The sequence below is a fragment of the Bacillus sp. OV166 genome, from assembly GCF_900177675.1.
GTDB lineage: Bacteria > Bacillota > Bacilli > Bacillales > Cytobacillaceae > Neobacillus.
The window spans coordinates 2495078-2511321 of record NZ_FXWM01000001.1 but is presented as its reverse complement, the minus strand read 5'-3'; the positions used below and the strand labels follow the sequence as shown (position 1 = coordinate 2511321).

General features: G+C 38.6%; 12 protein-coding genes. 2 read left to right on the top strand and 10 right to left on the bottom strand.

The window, feature by feature from the left end; translation table 11 throughout:
* The first annotated feature begins 205 nt into the window (after positions 1-205).
* Positions 206-1420, top strand: a complete 1215-nt coding sequence (locus CCK98_RS11945) for an MFS transporter (RefSeq protein ID WP_088090380.1) — start codon at positions 206-208, stop codon at positions 1418-1420.
* Between the two features lie 48 nt (positions 1421-1468).
* Here CCK98_RS11945 and CCK98_RS11940 read toward each other — a convergent pair whose 3' ends face one another.
* The 10 genes from CCK98_RS11940 to CCK98_RS11895 form a co-directional block, all read right to left on the bottom strand.
* Entirely contained in the window at positions 1469-2353 is an 885-nt protein-coding gene (locus CCK98_RS11940; protein ID WP_088086785.1) for a YitT family protein, read from the bottom strand.
* A 238-nt stretch (positions 2354-2591) separates the two neighbouring features.
* On the bottom strand, positions 2592-3317 hold the full coding sequence (locus CCK98_RS11935; protein ID WP_088086784.1) for a sirohydrochlorin chelatase: 726 nt from the start codon (positions 3315-3317) through the stop codon (positions 2592-2594).
* Between the two features lie 28 nt (positions 3318-3345).
* Complete coding sequence (gene cysC, locus CCK98_RS11930; protein ID WP_088086783.1) at positions 3346-3945, bottom strand: adenylyl-sulfate kinase; 600 nt, start codon at positions 3943-3945, stop codon at positions 3346-3348.
* Between the two features lie 16 nt (positions 3946-3961).
* Positions 3962-5110 carry a sulfate adenylyltransferase gene (gene sat, locus CCK98_RS11925; RefSeq protein ID WP_088086782.1) on the bottom strand — a complete coding sequence of 383 codons (1149 nt, stop codon included), beginning with the start codon at positions 5108-5110 and terminating at the stop codon, positions 3962-3964.
* Positions 5111-5115: 5 nt separating this feature from the next.
* Positions 5116-6132 (bottom strand): inorganic phosphate transporter, encoded by a 1017-nt coding sequence (locus CCK98_RS11920; protein ID WP_088086781.1) that lies wholly within the window; start codon positions 6130-6132, stop codon positions 5116-5118.
* 89 nt (positions 6133-6221) lie between these two features.
* Positions 6222-6938 (bottom strand): phosphoadenylyl-sulfate reductase, encoded by a 717-nt coding sequence (locus tag CCK98_RS11915; RefSeq protein WP_088086780.1) that lies wholly within the window; start codon positions 6936-6938, stop codon positions 6222-6224.
* 79 nt (positions 6939-7017) lie between these two features.
* On the bottom strand, positions 7018-7173 hold the full coding sequence (locus CCK98_RS11910; protein WP_256942549.1) for a YezD family protein: 156 nt from the start codon (positions 7171-7173) through the stop codon (positions 7018-7020).
* A gap of 249 nt (positions 7174-7422) precedes the next feature.
* Positions 7423-9450, bottom strand: a complete 2028-nt coding sequence (locus tag CCK98_RS11905; protein ID WP_179195773.1) for a YhgE/Pip domain-containing protein — start codon at positions 9448-9450, stop codon at positions 7423-7425.
* Positions 9451-9586: 136 nt separating this feature from the next.
* Positions 9587-11539 (bottom strand): LTA synthase family protein, encoded by a 1953-nt coding sequence (locus CCK98_RS11900; protein ID WP_088086778.1) that lies wholly within the window; start codon positions 11537-11539, stop codon positions 9587-9589.
* A 462-nt stretch (positions 11540-12001) separates the two neighbouring features.
* Positions 12002-15166, bottom strand: coding sequence for an efflux RND transporter permease subunit (locus tag CCK98_RS11895; protein WP_088086777.1), 3165 nt, complete (start codon positions 15164-15166; stop codon positions 12002-12004).
* A gap of 153 nt (positions 15167-15319) precedes the next feature.
* Here CCK98_RS11895 and CCK98_RS11890 point away from each other — a divergent pair, with 153 nt between their 5' ends.
* On the top strand, positions 15320-16180 hold the full coding sequence (locus CCK98_RS11890) for a TetR/AcrR family transcriptional regulator (protein WP_088086776.1): 861 nt from the start codon (positions 15320-15322) through the stop codon (positions 16178-16180).
* The last annotated feature ends 64 nt before the right edge of the window (positions 16181-16244 follow it).

Genomic DNA, 16244 nt, shown 5'->3' with positions numbered 1-16244 from the left:
TTTCCACATATTAATTATGATAACATACGGGCTCTATGATAAGTAATCACGGTCTAACGTACATTGCAAAAACACTATTGACGCAGTGAAAATTAATTGTATAATACAATTATATACTTTCATTATACAACTAATTCAAAAAGTTGGAAACAAGTAAAACTTAGGGGGAAATTAGATGTCACCAAGACCAGAATTTAAATTAACAATGCAACCACACAAATCGGAGGCAAACGGTAAAAAGGTTGGTTTACTTACCCAGCCAAAAGCAGTTTGGGCTGTTTTTTTTGCAAGTATTATCGCGTTCATGGGATTGGGTCTTGTTGATCCTATTTTACCAGCAATCGCCGATCAATTAGATGCCACACATAGTGAAGTAACCCTACTATTCACTAGCTATAATGCAGTTATGGCAGTTGCCATGCTTATTACTGGGGTAATCTCAAGTAGGCTTGGCATCAAATGGACATTACTTTCTGGAATCGTGATTATTGCGGTATTTTCGGCTCTTGGCGGATTTTCAAATGGTATTTGGACGCTCGTTGGGCTTCGAGGCGGCTGGGGCCTTGGAAATGCACTGTTTGTTGCAACGGCTTTATCTGCGATCGTATCCCTCTCCAATAGCGGAACGGCTAAAGCAATCATCTTATACGAAGCTGCAATCGGACTAGGAATTTCAGTTGGCCCACTACTAGGCGGCTGGCTTGGCGCAATGTCCTGGCGAGGCCCGTTTCTTGGGGTGGCCACCTTGATGGTAATTGCCTTTATTGGCCTTTTCATCCTAATGCCAAAAGCAACTGCTCAAAATGCGGTAAAATCTCGCACTTCATTATTAGATCCATTTCGCGCTTTAAAGCATCGTTCACTATTAGTTTTTGGTATAGCAGCTGCCCTTTATAACTTTGGCTTCTTCACCTTGCTGGCTTATGCACCATTTGTCATGGGCTTAGATGAACACGGTCTAGGCTACGTATTCCTTGGATGGGGAATCTTACTGGCTGTCACCTCTGTTTTTATGGCGCCAAAACTTACCGAATGGTTTGGAACCATAAAATCAATGTGTATTATGTTAATTTTGTTTGCTCTCCTTTTAGTCGTAATGGGGATGTGGACGTCGACACAATGGGTGTTAATCGCCGCTGTTATTCTAGCAGGTGCATTATTAGGCAATAACAATACCCTGATCACCACAGCTGTGATGAATGCAGCCCCGGTTGAGCGTTCAACAGCATCTGCTGCATACAGCTTCCTACGTTTTATTGGAGGAGCCATTGCACCCTATACTGCCGGAAAACTTGCGGAAATTTACAATCCAAGTGTTCCATTTCTTGTTGGAGCTGGTTTTGTAATAGTTTCGGTATTATTTATCTGGGTTAATAATAAACATGTGAAGCATGTGGATGATATTGGTTTAGGCCACTAATGATAGTTGAAGGATCTGTGATTCATTTGCAGATCCTTTTATTTATTGTTAATGAATATCCTTTTTCTTAAATCGGCCTCCACGGACTTCTGAAATGTCTGCTATGGCTAAAAAGGCTGTCGGATCAATATCCTCTACAATTGTGGTTAATTTAGATTCTTCCAACCTCGTGATAATACTGAAAATGACCTTCTTGCTATCTCCAGTAAAGGCACCTTGACCCTTAATGTAAGTAACCCCTCTTCCCAGTCTGGCATTGATAGCATTTCCAATTTCTTCTGCCTCATCACTAATAATCCAAACAGATTTGGACTCTTCTAATCCTGCAACAACAGCATCTATCGCTTTAGATGCAATAACATAGGCTAACAGAGAGTACATCGCCCGATCCCAACTAAACACAAAACCGGCAGCTCCTAAGATAAAGATATTGATAAACATGATGATCTGGCCAACTGAAAATGGGACCTTTTTAGTGATCACAAGTGCCAATATTTCTGTCCCGTCTAACGCTCCGCCATTTCGGATGACGATTCCTACGCCCATACCCAGAATCATCCCCCCAAAAACAGTAGCAAGGAGAATATCATCTGTAAATGCAGGAATCGGGTGGAAAAATGATACAAAAATAGATAAAACGATTATTCCATAAACAGTAGAAAATGCAAAGGTTTTCCCCATCTGTTTATATCCCATATAAACAAAAGGCAAGTTTAGAATGAAGATGAAAATCCCTAATTTCCATCCAATTATATGGGCAAGCATAATTGAAATACCTGTAATGCCGCCATCAATAACATGGTTAGGAACTAAAAAAATCTCTAACCCGGTAGCCATAAGAATGGCTCCAATTGTAATAGCAATGGTTCGAAGAATAACTTTTCGAAGTGGTAACTTGCGGTGTTGAATTTTTTCATTTATAAGTTCTGTCACATAATCACATCTTTTCGTTAGATTTTACCATTTTATTATCCCCTGCTTTAGACTCTCTTCTAATAGATTTATTTATGTAAGAGATATTTACATTTACACCTTTATTATAACATTTATCCTATTGAAAAGTGAACTTTAGTTCAGGTTTTAAGATCATTTATATAATATAATTCCAAATAAATAGCTAATAATCCATTGGACTATTAGCTATTGTGCTTTAATAATACTTAGAGTATTTTTAACATCCTGCAACCCGTTCAATGATGATATCCTCAATGACTCGATGTTTGCTAAGCGAACCTGTGTGGATAATTTGCTGACCAAGATTTTGTCTCATGCTGACCTTTTGATCGACTTCCTTTAAAAGTAGACCGGAAAATAATAAATAAGGAACAACGATTATTTTTCCAGTTGATTTTTTGGAAATAGCCTCAAGACCTATTGGGAACTTGGGCTCAGTTGCAGCCAAATAACAAACAGAAACAAGTTTCGTTCTGAGGCGTTCCTGAATCCCTTCAGATATCTGTGCGAAGGCAGTGTGAATGCTCAGGTCACTGCTTCCTCTTCCAACAATTAAAATGGAATCCTCCGAAGATAAATCTACGACAGTATTCCTAACGAGTTCAGCAATTCCATCGAGAATCCGCCCCTGGACACCAAAAGGATTCCTTATTTTCACTTCGATTTTCGGAAACCGCTTCTGAAGAGAAGTAAGTGCACGAGGAATATCTTCTTTAATGTGACCTGCTGCCAACAAGAACAGGGGAATGACTGTAATTTCAGTCGCTCCCCTAATCACACAGCGCCGAAAGCCTTCCTCAATACTTGGTTCGGTCAACTCAAGAAAGCTCATTTCCTGAATAGAAACATCAATTCGTTCCATTACTCTATTTATGAATGAATTTGCTTCCGCTGCTCCTTCTTTTGAGCGTGTGCCGTGGCCAATGTAAAGAATACCTCTCATTCTCGCTGCCCCTTTATTAATTCATCATTTAGATAATTTTTTTCTCTCTTAAATAAGCAAAGACTTGTTCCACTGCCTCTTCCACACTTACCTGATCAGAACGAAGTGTGATTTCCGGTTGTTCTGGCGCTTCATAAGGTGAATCGATTCCCGTGAAGTCCTTAATTTCGCCACGACGCGCTTTCGCATAGAGTTGTTTAGGATCGCGACGTTCACATTCCTCGATTGGACATTGGACAAAAACTTCAATAAATTCTCCGTCTTCAAATAAAGCCCGCACTTGCTCACGATCAGAGCGAAATGGTGAAATAAAGGCGGTGGTCACCACTTTGCCGCTGTCGACAAACAACTTGGCAACTTCGCCAATTCTTCGGATATTTTCAGTTCGGTCATAATCGGAAAAACCAAGATCCTTGTTTAAACCGTGGCGAATATTATCACCATCGAGGACATATTCATTGATTCCCTGACGGAACAATTCGTTCGATACAGTATTTGCGATAGTTGATTTTCCCGATCCTGAGAGTCCCGTAAACCAGAGTACACAGCTTCCGTGACCATTTTTTTCACGCCGATTTTTTTTGGAAATAGATGTTTCATGCCAAGTAATATTCGTTGGTTTAGACATTGATTTATTTTCCTCCTTACACTGTTGCTTTTTCTTTCATTCCCTCAATTAACACTTCAACAACTTCTTTGCGGCTAAAGGTAGACGGTGGAAGTACTCCTGCTCGTAGCATCTCTCTCACCTTTGTTCCAGAAAGAATCACTCTGTCTTCCTTGCTATGCGGACAAGTTTTATCTGAGGCCATTCCTTCGCATTTATTGCAATAGAAGCTATGTTCAAAGAACAAAGGCTTGATACCAAGTTCTTCTTCTGTAAAATTACTGAAAATATGCTGGGCATCGTAAGTTCCGTAATAATTTCCAACTCCTGCATGGTCACGACCAACAATAAAATGGGTGCAACCAAAGTTTTTACGGGCAAGTGCATGGAAAATGGCTTCCCTTGGTCCTGCATATCGCATAGCTGCTGGATACACACCAAGTTGGACTCGTTCGCTAGGATAATAATTCTCTAGTAAAACACGGTAACTTTTCAAACGGACATCCGCAGGGACATCATCTGACTTTGTTTCGCCAACAAGCGGGTTGACGAACAAGCCATCGACCGTTTCAAGGGCAGCTTTTTGAATGTACTCATGTGCACGATGAATAGGATTTCTTGTTTGGAAACCTACAACAGTCTTCCAGCCCTTTTCTTCAAAAATGGCCCGTGTTTCCTTCGGTTCAAACCACACATCACCGAATACTCCTTTTTCGGCTTTTTTTACGAGTACAACTTCCCCAGCAACGTAAACAGGTCCTCTTTCGTAAAGACGTTTCACACCCGGGTGGGCAAGTTCTTCTGTTTTATATACTTCAAGTGCTTCTTTGTCTAAATCAGGTTCATACCATTCTGAAACCCTAATAACACCATAGACTTCCTTGTTAAATGAAAGTTTGTACTCTTCTCCTTCCACAAGTGTTTCAGCAACACCGTAAGATACGGGCAATGTTACAGGGATAGACCAGATGGTATTGTCTGATAAACGCATATTGCTCACGACAGATTCATAGTCTTTTTTGCCGAGAAAGCCCGTTAAAGGACTGAATAATCCGATACCAATTAGTTCTAGGTCACTTAATGCAATTGCATCAATTTCAATTTCCTTTTCGATTGTGGTAAGATCGTAATTTGGGTCGAACGCTTGAATAAGTTTTCCTCCATGAGGTTTAGGTAAGTATGACATTTTGATCAACCTTTCTCTACAAATTTTAATTTATTCGCTACCTTCGTATTCGTGACTCCTACCTTTGAAGGTGATTTCTTCATTAGGAACAATACGCCAAATACGGAGATTAAAACACCTATCATTGCAATAATTGGATAGAAGTTCTGTTCAATCACCAATTGAATAATGGTGTATGAAAGTACCATCGATAAAACAGGAGATACAATCCAAACAGTTAATAGCTGAACCACAATATCTTTTTTTAGAACTGCTTTTCCATATTTGGCAAAGCCAATACCGATAATGGAGGAAGTCGTAATTTGCGTTAATGGGACAGGAATACCAAACAGCGAAGCAGCAGTAACAATACTTGCTCCAGTACCTGAAATTACACAACCTTCTTCTATCCTGAGAGTCGTTATTTTTTTTCCATTGGTTTCAATCACCCGGTTACCTAGAAAGAAGGCACCTAGTGCAACGGCTAGACCGCCCCAGATGACCGCATCCCCCTTATGCATTAATCCTGCGGCAACAAGTGGTCCAACTGCATTTGCTACATTATTCATTCCAGCGGAGAAGGCTTCAAACAGGCCCATAAGTACAACAATGATTGCTAATATAGGACCAGCTTTTGACTTCTCCATCCATGTTTTAATGAATGGTCGCCTCAACAGTGATGCAGCCAAAATGGCAATAACAAATGCAGCAAAAGGAGTCAGCAGCCAAAACATTGCTATCCACAAAACCTTGCCTACAAAAACCGATTGATATACTACACCAGCTCCAATAACTGATCCTACTGCCACTTCGCTGGTCGAAAGAGGAATCCCAAAAATGTTGGCTAGGAATAATGATAATGCTGCTGAGGCAAGCACAATCAAGGCAATCGCCGTCGTAAAAGTACTGCTAGGGACAATACCGCTCCCAATAGTCTTTACGACTTCCTCTCCACCTAGCCAAGCACCTAGGAAAACTGCAATGGCACATAGAGCCAATGCCTTTCTTTTTGCTATTACACCGGCTCCATAGGATATACCCATCGACGCAGCAGCACCACTAGCACCAATATTTACTGCAAAAAATAATCCTATTGAAACCGCAATTATGGTAAGCGTAGGAATGACCTCCTTTACTTAGAGTGCAAACCGCACTCCGTTTTACTGCTGCCCGTCCAACGCCCATCTCGGGAATCACCATTTGTTCCGACGGCCTGTGTACATGGGAAACAGCCAATACTTGGATAGTTTTGATCATGTAATTGGTTATAAGGGAGGTCTCTTTCCCTGATGTACGACCAAACCTCATCCCACGTCCAATGAATTAATGGACAGATTTTTATATTTTTAAATTTATCATCTTTGTTAACGAATTGCGTATCCTTCCTTGTTGGCGACTGTTCTCTCCGAAGACCTGAAATCCATGCATCTTTTGGAGTCAATGCCTCGCGCAGAGGGATGACCTTTCTGATTTGGCAGCATTGGTTTGGATCACGTTTCCATAATGCCGAGCCATATTCTGCTGCTTGTTGGTCTAAACTCAAATCAGGGGTTTTTCGCTCGATTTGTAACTCTGGAAAACGAGCTTCAATCTTATCAATCACTTCGTACGTTTCAGGAAAGTGGAGCCCTGTATCTAAAAAAACAATCTGAGCATCTTTTTTTACCTGATAAATCAAATCGATTAATACAATTGCTTCAGCACCAAAACTGGATGCATAGATAATTTTCCCTTCAGGATAATTGCTATATGCCCACTCTAATACAGACCTGGCACCCTTAGTCTCATCCTGAATAGAGAAGTTTTCCGAGATTTCACTCCAATTATTATAAGTCACTGCTTTTGTCATCCTCTATGGACCCCCTTTGTCAAATTACAAAGGCTGTCTCCCACCACAAAAAGGTGTAGACCGCCTCAAGTTTTTCTAGTCAGCGAATTTTATTTGATTGAAGACGAACCTTTTCATTTTTCTCAATTTGTACTATTTTTCCATCCTGAACTACTAGTGTAATAGATCCATATTTTAATGTGTCCAGCATACGTTCAATATGTTCCTTTACTTCTTGCCACTCTGTACCTTCCAGTTGATTCGCCTCCCTTTCAAAAACCGCCAATCCACTCAGGAAATGCGATTTAAACCTTATCTCCCACCAGGTTGCCTGGCTTAATTGGACCAGTCTCCTCAGCCAAACTTGATAAGAATATTTAATATTAAAATTAATCCTACCATACACATAGGAATTGTCAATATGATTTATTACAATATTTAAAAAATCCTAGAGTGATCACATATAAAAAAAGAGGCAGACAATTGTCCACCTCTATTGCACTAACTAAGGAATGATCTTAGTCGTTCTGGCCTTTTCTGCTGTTTGTTGAATCCGTTTGCTTAATGGTTTTTTTAATATCAATGCTACAAGAAAACTAATGAAGACAAAGACAATTAATGAAAGGATATCTTTAATAACCACCTCTTTGATCATTCCACCGACCGTTTCACGGAGCATGCTTACCGCATACGTAAACGGCATAAAGGGGTTTAACTTTTGGAAAAAGGAAGAGGTCAAACTAACCGGAAACGTAGCTCCCGAACTAGATATTTGCAGGACTAAGAAAAGGATTGCTAAACCTTTTCCAATATTTCCGAACACCGAACATAAGGAATACGTAATCGTAACAAACACGATACTGATAAAAATACTTAAAAGTACAAACCAAAGTTTGTCCACTGCATACGTGTGAATTAAAAACAAATCACCCAGGGCTACAATGGCTGCTTGGAAGATGCCGATCGTCAGAAATGTTAGTAGCCTCCCTAAATAGATTTGGTAGCTTTTGTATTTATTCTCAGGGTCATCGACATCTACTTTTAAGGAAGCGATCAGGAGAGTGGCTCCGACCCATAGTGCCAGCATCGTATAGAAAGGGGTCATCGCCGATCCATAATTCGGGATAGGAAATAACCTTTTCGTTTTCAATAGGATTGGGCTCGATAAAAAGTTACTTTCCTTTTGAGGATCATGTTTAAGTAATTGGATTAAATCATTTATATTCACACTGCCTTCAAACTTACGAATTTTATCGGCCGCACTTCTAATTTTAGTTTCAAATCCTGGTAAGTCATTTCGAGCTAAGTCCGCTGCTTTATGAACAACTTTTACAAGTTCGGGAAGCATAGTTTGAACAAGGTTCCTTGCTCTCCGAATGTCCTCCTCCACTTTTGGCAAATCATTCCGGACAAAATCAGCCGCCTTATGTAGTTTCTGTTCAACCTTGGGCAAATCATTTTTAAAAAATAAGGCTGCTGAATTAATGCCTCCGGTAATTTCGGCTACTTTCTGTTGAATGCCAGTTCGAGTTTCATGGATGCTATTATGGATTCTTACTAACTCCTCATACAATTGGTCTAGTTGCTCTTGATTTGCTGTAGTATCTACCTGTTTTGTATCCTTTACGCTATCGATTGCTTGGTTAAGTTTCGTTTCTATCTCATTTAAATTCGATCCTACTTCTGAAATGATATCGGTGGTACGCTGCATATCAGTAAGTTTCCCCTGTAGTACGATCACTTTGTCCCCGGCATCCTTTATAAGTGGCAAACTAGCTTCAACCTTTAAGATACTGGTGCCGGCCTGCTGGATTTCGGGAATTCTTTGTTCAAGCTCAATAATTTTCTGTCCCTTTGCTTGTATTTCGGGCAGCCTCTCCTCCAGTTCAATCGCCTTTTTTCCCATTTCCTCTATCTGCGGTAATGCTTTTTCCAATTCAAAGATTTGTTTCTCAACATTATGTATGGAAGGCAATGCTTGCTCAAGCTCAATACCTGCTTTATAAAATGCAGTGAATAACTCATTTCCCACCGTTTTAATAAACGCCTGACTAATTTGCGCCGTAACACTCGATGCCCCTGAGTTGGCAATTTTCGGCGCCACAGCATTGATTTTTTCGTTAACAGCGAACTCTATGTTTGGTTTTTGAGGGTTCACTTCTAAAATACTCGTAAGTTTCTTTGAAAAATCTTTTGGGATAATGAGATATGCATAGTAGTGCCCTTTCTCTACACCACTCTGTGCATCCCTCCGATTCACAAAGACCCAACCAAGCTGGTGATTTTTTTTTAGGCTTTTTACAGTATCATTTCCAACATTAAATTTCTTCCCACGAATTTCCGCTCCTTCATCCTCGTTGCTAACAGCCACCCGAATCCCCGATGTATTGCCGTAAGGGTCCCACATTGATTTGATATTAACCCATGCATAGGCAGAAGGCAGGATCATGAGTGCCCCAATTAACAAAACTACAGTTGGAACTCTAAATATATTTCTCCAATCTGTTTGGTAAATATGAAAAATCTTCCCCACTATTTCCCCCACCTTTCACTAGTAGTCCATGATCTTATCTTCCTACTATCTACAGGAAAAGATTCAGGAAATAGAAACGAAATGCACAAAGAGGGCTGCCTAAGAAAATTTACTTAGGCAGCCCTCTTTGTTTTACTTACTTATTGGGTTCCACATCAGTCGTGGGATTATAGTTATATTTTGAACGGTCGACAGGAATAAACGTTTCAGGTTTGTAGAAACGTAATAAATCTCCATTTACAACTTTATCTGATAGCTTTAATTTATATTCGACGATTTTCTGATCTTTCTTAGCTTCTTCGGTTTTAGCTTTATCTAATTTCATTCCCGTTTTGGAATCATAGAACTTACCATCAATAGAGGTGATAGTTGAACTTACAAAGCCTCCATTTCTGAAAGGAACTACATCATCATGCTGCTCAGATAATAGGTCGGTACCAAATTGGACATATTCTTTTGTGTCAGTTCCAAGCAAGTGAAGAAGTGTTGGAAGAAGATCGATTTGACCACCGTATTCGTGGTTTACTCCACCTTCCATTCCTGGGACACGAATAAATAATGGCACGCGCTGTAATCCACTATTTTCAAATGGTGTAATTTCTTTTCCCATTACCTGTGCCATTGCTTTATTATGATTTTCTGAAATACCATAATGGTCCCCGTACATCACAATAATGGAACGATCATATAAACCTGATTTTTTCAGATAGTCAAAGAATTGCTTCAATGCTTCGTCCGCATATCGTGCAGTTTGAAAATACCCATCAACCGATTTATCACCCGTTGTACCTGGTGCAATCGTTGCGTCTTCTTCATTAATTGGGTACGGATAATGATTCGAGACGGTAATAAATTTTGTATAGAATGGCTCTGGTAAAGATTCCAAAAGTGGAATCGATTGTTCATAAAATGGCTTATCCATCAGTCCATACTCAGCTAGATCTTTAGAATCTATTTGATAATAGTTTGAATCAAAGAACTTGTTAAAACCAAATGATTTATAAATTTCATTACGATTCCAGAAGCTTCCTGAATTCCCGTGAAATACAGCAGACGTATAGCCTTGCTGACCTAGTATTGCGGGAGCAGCCTCATAGGTGTTTAAACCTTTTGTCGTATACGCTGACCCTTGAGGTAATCCATATAATGAATTTTCTAACATAAATTCAGCATCCGACGTTTTACCTTGTCCTGTTTGATGGAAGAAATTATCAAAGTAAAGTGTATTTTGATCTTTCGTTAATGAATTTAAAAATGGTGTTACTTCTTCCCCATTCAACTTGTAATTAATAAGGAAGTTTTGCATTGATTCAAGATGAAGATAGATTACATTCATTCCTTTTCCAGCACCAAAGTAAGCTGGATTTGGCTTTGCATAATTCGATTTTGTATAGTTAACGACTTCAGTAATATCATCACTGCTCGCCATAACCCTTTGAGCGGATGCTTTCGTACTTTGAACGGCATCATAAATCGTGTAATTGTACATACCTAAATATTTCACGATATAGTTTCGGTCAAATCCTCTTGTTAATAATTGAGGACGGTCCGTTTCAGCTAGGGCTAAATTCGCACTAGAAATCGCAAGAGCCATTGAGAATAATGCTGCGACTTTCCCACGATTCATGTCATTAGCCTCTATTTTCACAAAACGTAAAACAAGTAAGGCAGCCAAAATAATGATATCAATGAAGAATAAAAAATCATATGGTTTTAATAGGGACGTCACACTCCCGCTTACATCGCCAAAATTTTGTGTCTGCGTTAATGTTGGTAAAGTAATAAAATCATTAAAGAAACGGTAAAATATGATATTCGCATATAATAAAATTGATAAAAGAAAATCGATGACAATCAGCCCGATATACTTTTTTCTCCCTTTTAAAAAGAAAGAAAGTCCTAAGAAAAGTAAGGCAGATCCGAGCGGATTGATAAATAATAGAAACTTCTGAAGTGAATTTTCTATTCCTAAGTCAAATTGCGTTAACTGAACGATATATGTTTTTATCCATAGGAAAAACACAGTCAAAAAGAAAAAGCCAACATATTTATTAAAAATACTTTGACCTCTTTGCAATAAGTTATTCATATAGCACCTGCCTTGTAGTATATTATTATATAATTTTAGTCATTATTTTAAATATAATGGGTGGATACTGTTCCCAATAGTCTATCATCTATATTAGCATTTAATTATGAACAATCCATGAATATTTAAGAAATAATCAAATCGGGCAACACAAGAATACTACTATACTCCATTTTTTTTAAATGTCAAGGAATCGGTAAAAAAATAAGAAACTGACCCCACCGTGAATGTTGCGTTAACGGAGAATCAGTTTCTATTCATTTTATTTTACTTATAGGCACCGTGAAACTTGCCTGTTGATTTCCGTTCCAGGCGCTTCGCTTTCCGCGGGCGGTCCGGGGAGCCTCCTCGTCGCTGCGCTCCTGCGGGGTCTCCCCTGCCCCGTCCTCCCGCAGGAGTCTTCGCGCCTTCCACTCCAATCAACAGGGTGCCAAAATCAACAATAAGTTTACCATTGCTTACTTATAAAACTTTCTCTACTTGCTTCTTATCTTTTCGCTTCATTTTCATCAGCGTTTCATACACAATCGGTACAATCACTAATGTAAGCAGCGTCGAACTTGTCAGTCCACCGATGACAGTGACACCTAATCCCTTCGAAATTAGTCCACTTCCCTCCATACCGATTGCTAGTGGTATAAGTGCACCAATTGTCGCAATTGCTGTCATAAGAATTGGGCGAACACGTGTCCCGGCTGCCTCAAGAAGGGCTTCTCGTGTCGATAATCCATCATTTTCTTTATGAATAACACGATCAATTAGTACAATCGCATTCGTTACAACTATACCAATTAACATCAAGGCACCAATCATTGCTGAAACACTTAAGGTTTCGCCAGCGATCAATAATCCTAATAACCCGCCGATAATGGTAAATGGCAACGAGAATAGAATCGCTAGTGGTGCTAACCCTCCACCAAATGTAATAACGAGAACTAAATAGACAATCGCAATGGCTGCAAGCATTGCTAAACCTAACTGTGTAAAGGATTCAGCAATATCTTCCGAAACCCCGCCTACTGAAATATCGACGGCTGATGGAAGTTTTAGTTTGTCTACTTTCTTTTGAACCGCAGCTGAAACTTTAGAGACATCTTTGGTAGTAATTTCAGCACTAACACTTGCATAGATACGACCATCTCGTCTTGTAATCGTATCAGATGTATTTCCCTGTTTTATATCGATGACATCCTTAATAGGGACTGCCATACCCATAGGGGATTGAATTGTCTTATCAGTAAGTTCATTTATATCTTCAAAATCATCTTTCTCAACTTCTAAATAAACATTCATTTCTTTGCCGTCTTTTTTAATTGTTGTCAATACTTGACGCTGTCCATTACCAGCTAGTTCCATGCCAACTTGCGCAGCAGTAAGTCCTAATTGACTTAACTTTTTCTGATCAGCTACTAAGGTATACTCTTCATAAGTGTCCGCAATACTAGTTTTCACATTTCTAAGTGAATCATTTTGTTTTAAAATTTTTGAAATATTGTTTACGACTGGTTCAATATCATTCATATTGTCCCCAAATACATTAAACGACAGAGCATTGGATGAACCCATACCTGAAAAATCCTGACTAGCCCATTCGCCTTTATCTTTTCTTTTGTTCAAATCTTTGATCACATTTTCAGTTTCTTGTGAAAAGTCTTTTGTATCTTTATTATATTCAACAAAAAACATCGCCGAATTACTTTGACCTGGATTCATTGGATTTTCTCCACCAACGGAAAACTGAATTGTTTTAACTCCAGCTCTGTTCTCGAAAAATCCCTCTGCTTCGGTTGCAATCCGTTCAACCTCATCCAATGTTTGACCTGGTGCTGGTTTATAAGTGGCAACAACCATTTTTTGTTCATCAGATGGAAGGAAACTTACCCCGATTACTGGTACAAGGAACAAACTGCCTACTAATAACAGAATAGCTAAACCGAAAGTAATGATTTTATGGTTTAATGACCAATTGAGAACCTTTTTATATCCCAATGCTAATTTACCTGGTTTATTTTCAACATGTTCTTGTTTCATTGATATGCCCTTTTTAAATAAGGAATGGGCCATCATCGGAACAATCGTAATGGCTACTAATAGAGACGCCATTAATGCGAATACGATGGTTAATGCAAAAGGTAAAAACATTTCCCCTACAGGACCTTTTACTAAGCCTAATGGAAGGAACACAGCAATTGTTACTATTGTGGATGAAAAAATGGGCATAAACATTTCTCTAGTGGCGGCGACAATTAATTCTTTACCACTTAAAGTTTCATTTTTAAGTGACATCCGTCTAAAAATGTTTTCGATAACAACAATCGAATCATCAATGACTCGGCCGATCGCTACTGTCATTGCTCCAAGTGTCATCATATTAAGCGTAATATCCATTTGTTTTAGCAGTAATATCGCAATTAATATGGATAATGGTATCGAGATAACTGAAATTATCGTTGTGCGGAAATTTCTTAAGAAAAGCAAAATTATAATCATGGCGAAAATTGCACCAAATATGGCTTTATTCAGCATTGTTGAAACTGATTCTTCGATCGGTTTCCCCTGATCAAAAATGGTAGTCACCTTTAAGCCATCAATCTGATCTTCAAAATCACCTAATTTTTCTTTTACCGCGTTCACAACATCCACTGTATTTGCGTCTTGTGCACTGGTAATCTGCACTCCGATGGACTCTTCTCCATTTGTCCTAGAAATAGATTCCGCTTTCCCAATTACCTCAATTGCGGCAATATCTTTTAGTTCTATAGTAGGGATAGCTGCAGGTGCATGTGCAGATTGTTTGCCTTGGGTAACTTGGCCTCCAGTCATACCTTGTTGTCCCTGGTTTTGTTGACTGCCCGTCATTCCTTGTTGGGTGCCACCTACCGATGGAATGACGGGAATTTTAATTGCTTTTAAGTCGTCTATTGTAGTAACATTACCATCCATAACAACGGACTTTTGCGTATCTTTAAACGTGTATAATCCTAATGGAATGGTTACATCGGAAGCTTTGATCAAATTTTTTACCGTCTCTTCAGATAAGCCATATTCCTTTAATTTAGTATGATTAAATTTCAATTGAACTTCGTCAACCTGTTGACCTGAAATTTGAACGGTAGATACCCCTTCAATACCTTCAAGTTCTGGAACAATCTCTTCATCAGCTGTTTTTGTTAATTCTGCCAAAGATTGTTTGGAATTTGTAATACTTAATGACATGACTGGGAATGCAGAAAAACTCATCCGGGAAACTTTAGGTTCCTCTACTCCGTCCGGAAGTTCCAGATTGCTCAATGCTTCCTTCACTTCATTTTGAGCTTTTTCCATATCTTTATCAAAATTGTATTCTATTTGTATAGATGAAGCATTTTGAAACGATGAGGAACTAACAACAGAAACCCCGTCTAAATTTTCGACTCGTTTTTCAATCGGTTCTGTAACTTTTTCAGCTACTTGTTCTGGCGTCGCACCAGGATATACCGCCAAAACTGAAACAAGTGGTGTGTTGATATTTGGAATAGTTTCGAGTTTCATGTTCATCCCTGAATACAATCCAGCAATTGTAATAATAATGGTTAACAGCCATACGGCAAATTTGTTCTTCAATGAAAACTGAATAATTTTCTTCATATTTCGCTCCTTCTTATACCTTGTTGACATTTTGGTCTGATTCGAATAGGATTGACTATACGGTCATAACAGATTTAATCATACTGACCAACCGGTCATAAGTCAAGAAATATTCATTATGGCATAGGAACATCAATTAATGGAGGGTTTATTTTGACAGAAAAGGAGAAAGTAATCATAAAATCAGGGATGAAGCTTTTTGCTCAAAAAGGTTTTTCCTCAACGTCTATACAAGAAATTGCTACTGAAAGTAATATTTCTAAAGGAGCTTTCTATTTACATTTTAAGTCCAAAGATGATTTATTACTCGCAATTCTGGAATATATATTTGAAACAATTGAATCAAGTAGATTAGTTTTTGAAAACCAAGATTTGTCCCCCCGAGAAAAATTCATTAAGCAAATCTCTGCTTTTTTCGGAACCTTTATCGGACATAAAGAGTTTTTAATAATGCTCTCCAAAGAACAAGCGATTCCAAGGAATGAAGAAATTAAAAAGCTATTTTTTAAAAAGCGCTTTGAATTCCATTTATTATATCGCAAAGGATTAGTTTCTATTTATGGATCAAACACAGAGCCTTTCTCAATTGATCTGGCGTTTATTCTTGAAGGGTTGTTTCAATCGTATGTAGGGTTATTGATAATGGAACCAGCGGAGTTTGAGATTGAGGAGTTATCCCACTTTTTAATGCGAAGGATGGATAGTATCGTTAAAGACATTTCAAGCGAAGTCCCCTTCTTAACTGAGGAAAAGCTAGGGAAAATAATAAAAAACTCCAAGCAATGTTTTGAACCTGCAAATGTAAATAATATTGTCCAAAAAATGAGAAATGAAATCGATCAAATAGAAAATAGAGAAGCGTTAGAAATCTCACTAGACGTGCTTGAAGAGGAGATTAACAAACAAAGCCCCCGACTTCCAGTCATAAAAGGGATGCTTTCAAATTTTAAAGGAATTTCAACACTTGAAAAATATATTAAGGAAATGGCAGCTTTTTATGGATTTGAAATATAGAGGATATGGTACAAATATCCTTTACTATAAAAATGATTGACTGACCGGCCAGTTTTATTGTATA

Coding starts and splice junctions, on each gene's coding strand:
- sat (WP_088086782.1), bottom strand. CDS start 5,110: ATGTCATACTTACCTAAACCTCATGGAGGAAAACTTATTCAAGCGTTC.
- CCK98_RS11915 (WP_088086780.1), bottom strand. CDS start 6,938: ATGACAAAAGCAGTGACTTATAATAATTGGAGTGAAATCTCGGAAAAC.
- cysC (WP_088086783.1), bottom strand. CDS start 3,945: ATGTCTAAACCAACGAATATTACTTGGCATGAAACATCTATTTCCAAA.
- CCK98_RS11920 (WP_088086781.1), bottom strand. CDS start 6,132: ATGGGTATATCCTATGGAGCCGGTGTAATAGCAAAAAGAAAGGCATTG.
- CCK98_RS11935 (WP_088086784.1), bottom strand. CDS start 3,317: ATGAGAGGTATTCTTTACATTGGCCACGGCACACGCTCAAAAGAAGGA.
- CCK98_RS11900 (WP_088086778.1), bottom strand. CDS start 11,539: ATGAATAACTTATTGCAAAGAGGTCAAAGTATTTTTAATAAATATGTT.
- CCK98_RS11945 (WP_088090380.1), top strand. CDS start 206: ATGCAACCACACAAATCGGAGGCAAACGGTAAAAAGGTTGGTTTACTT.
- CCK98_RS11895 (WP_088086777.1), bottom strand. CDS start 15,166: ATGAAGAAAATTATTCAGTTTTCATTGAAGAACAAATTTGCCGTATGG.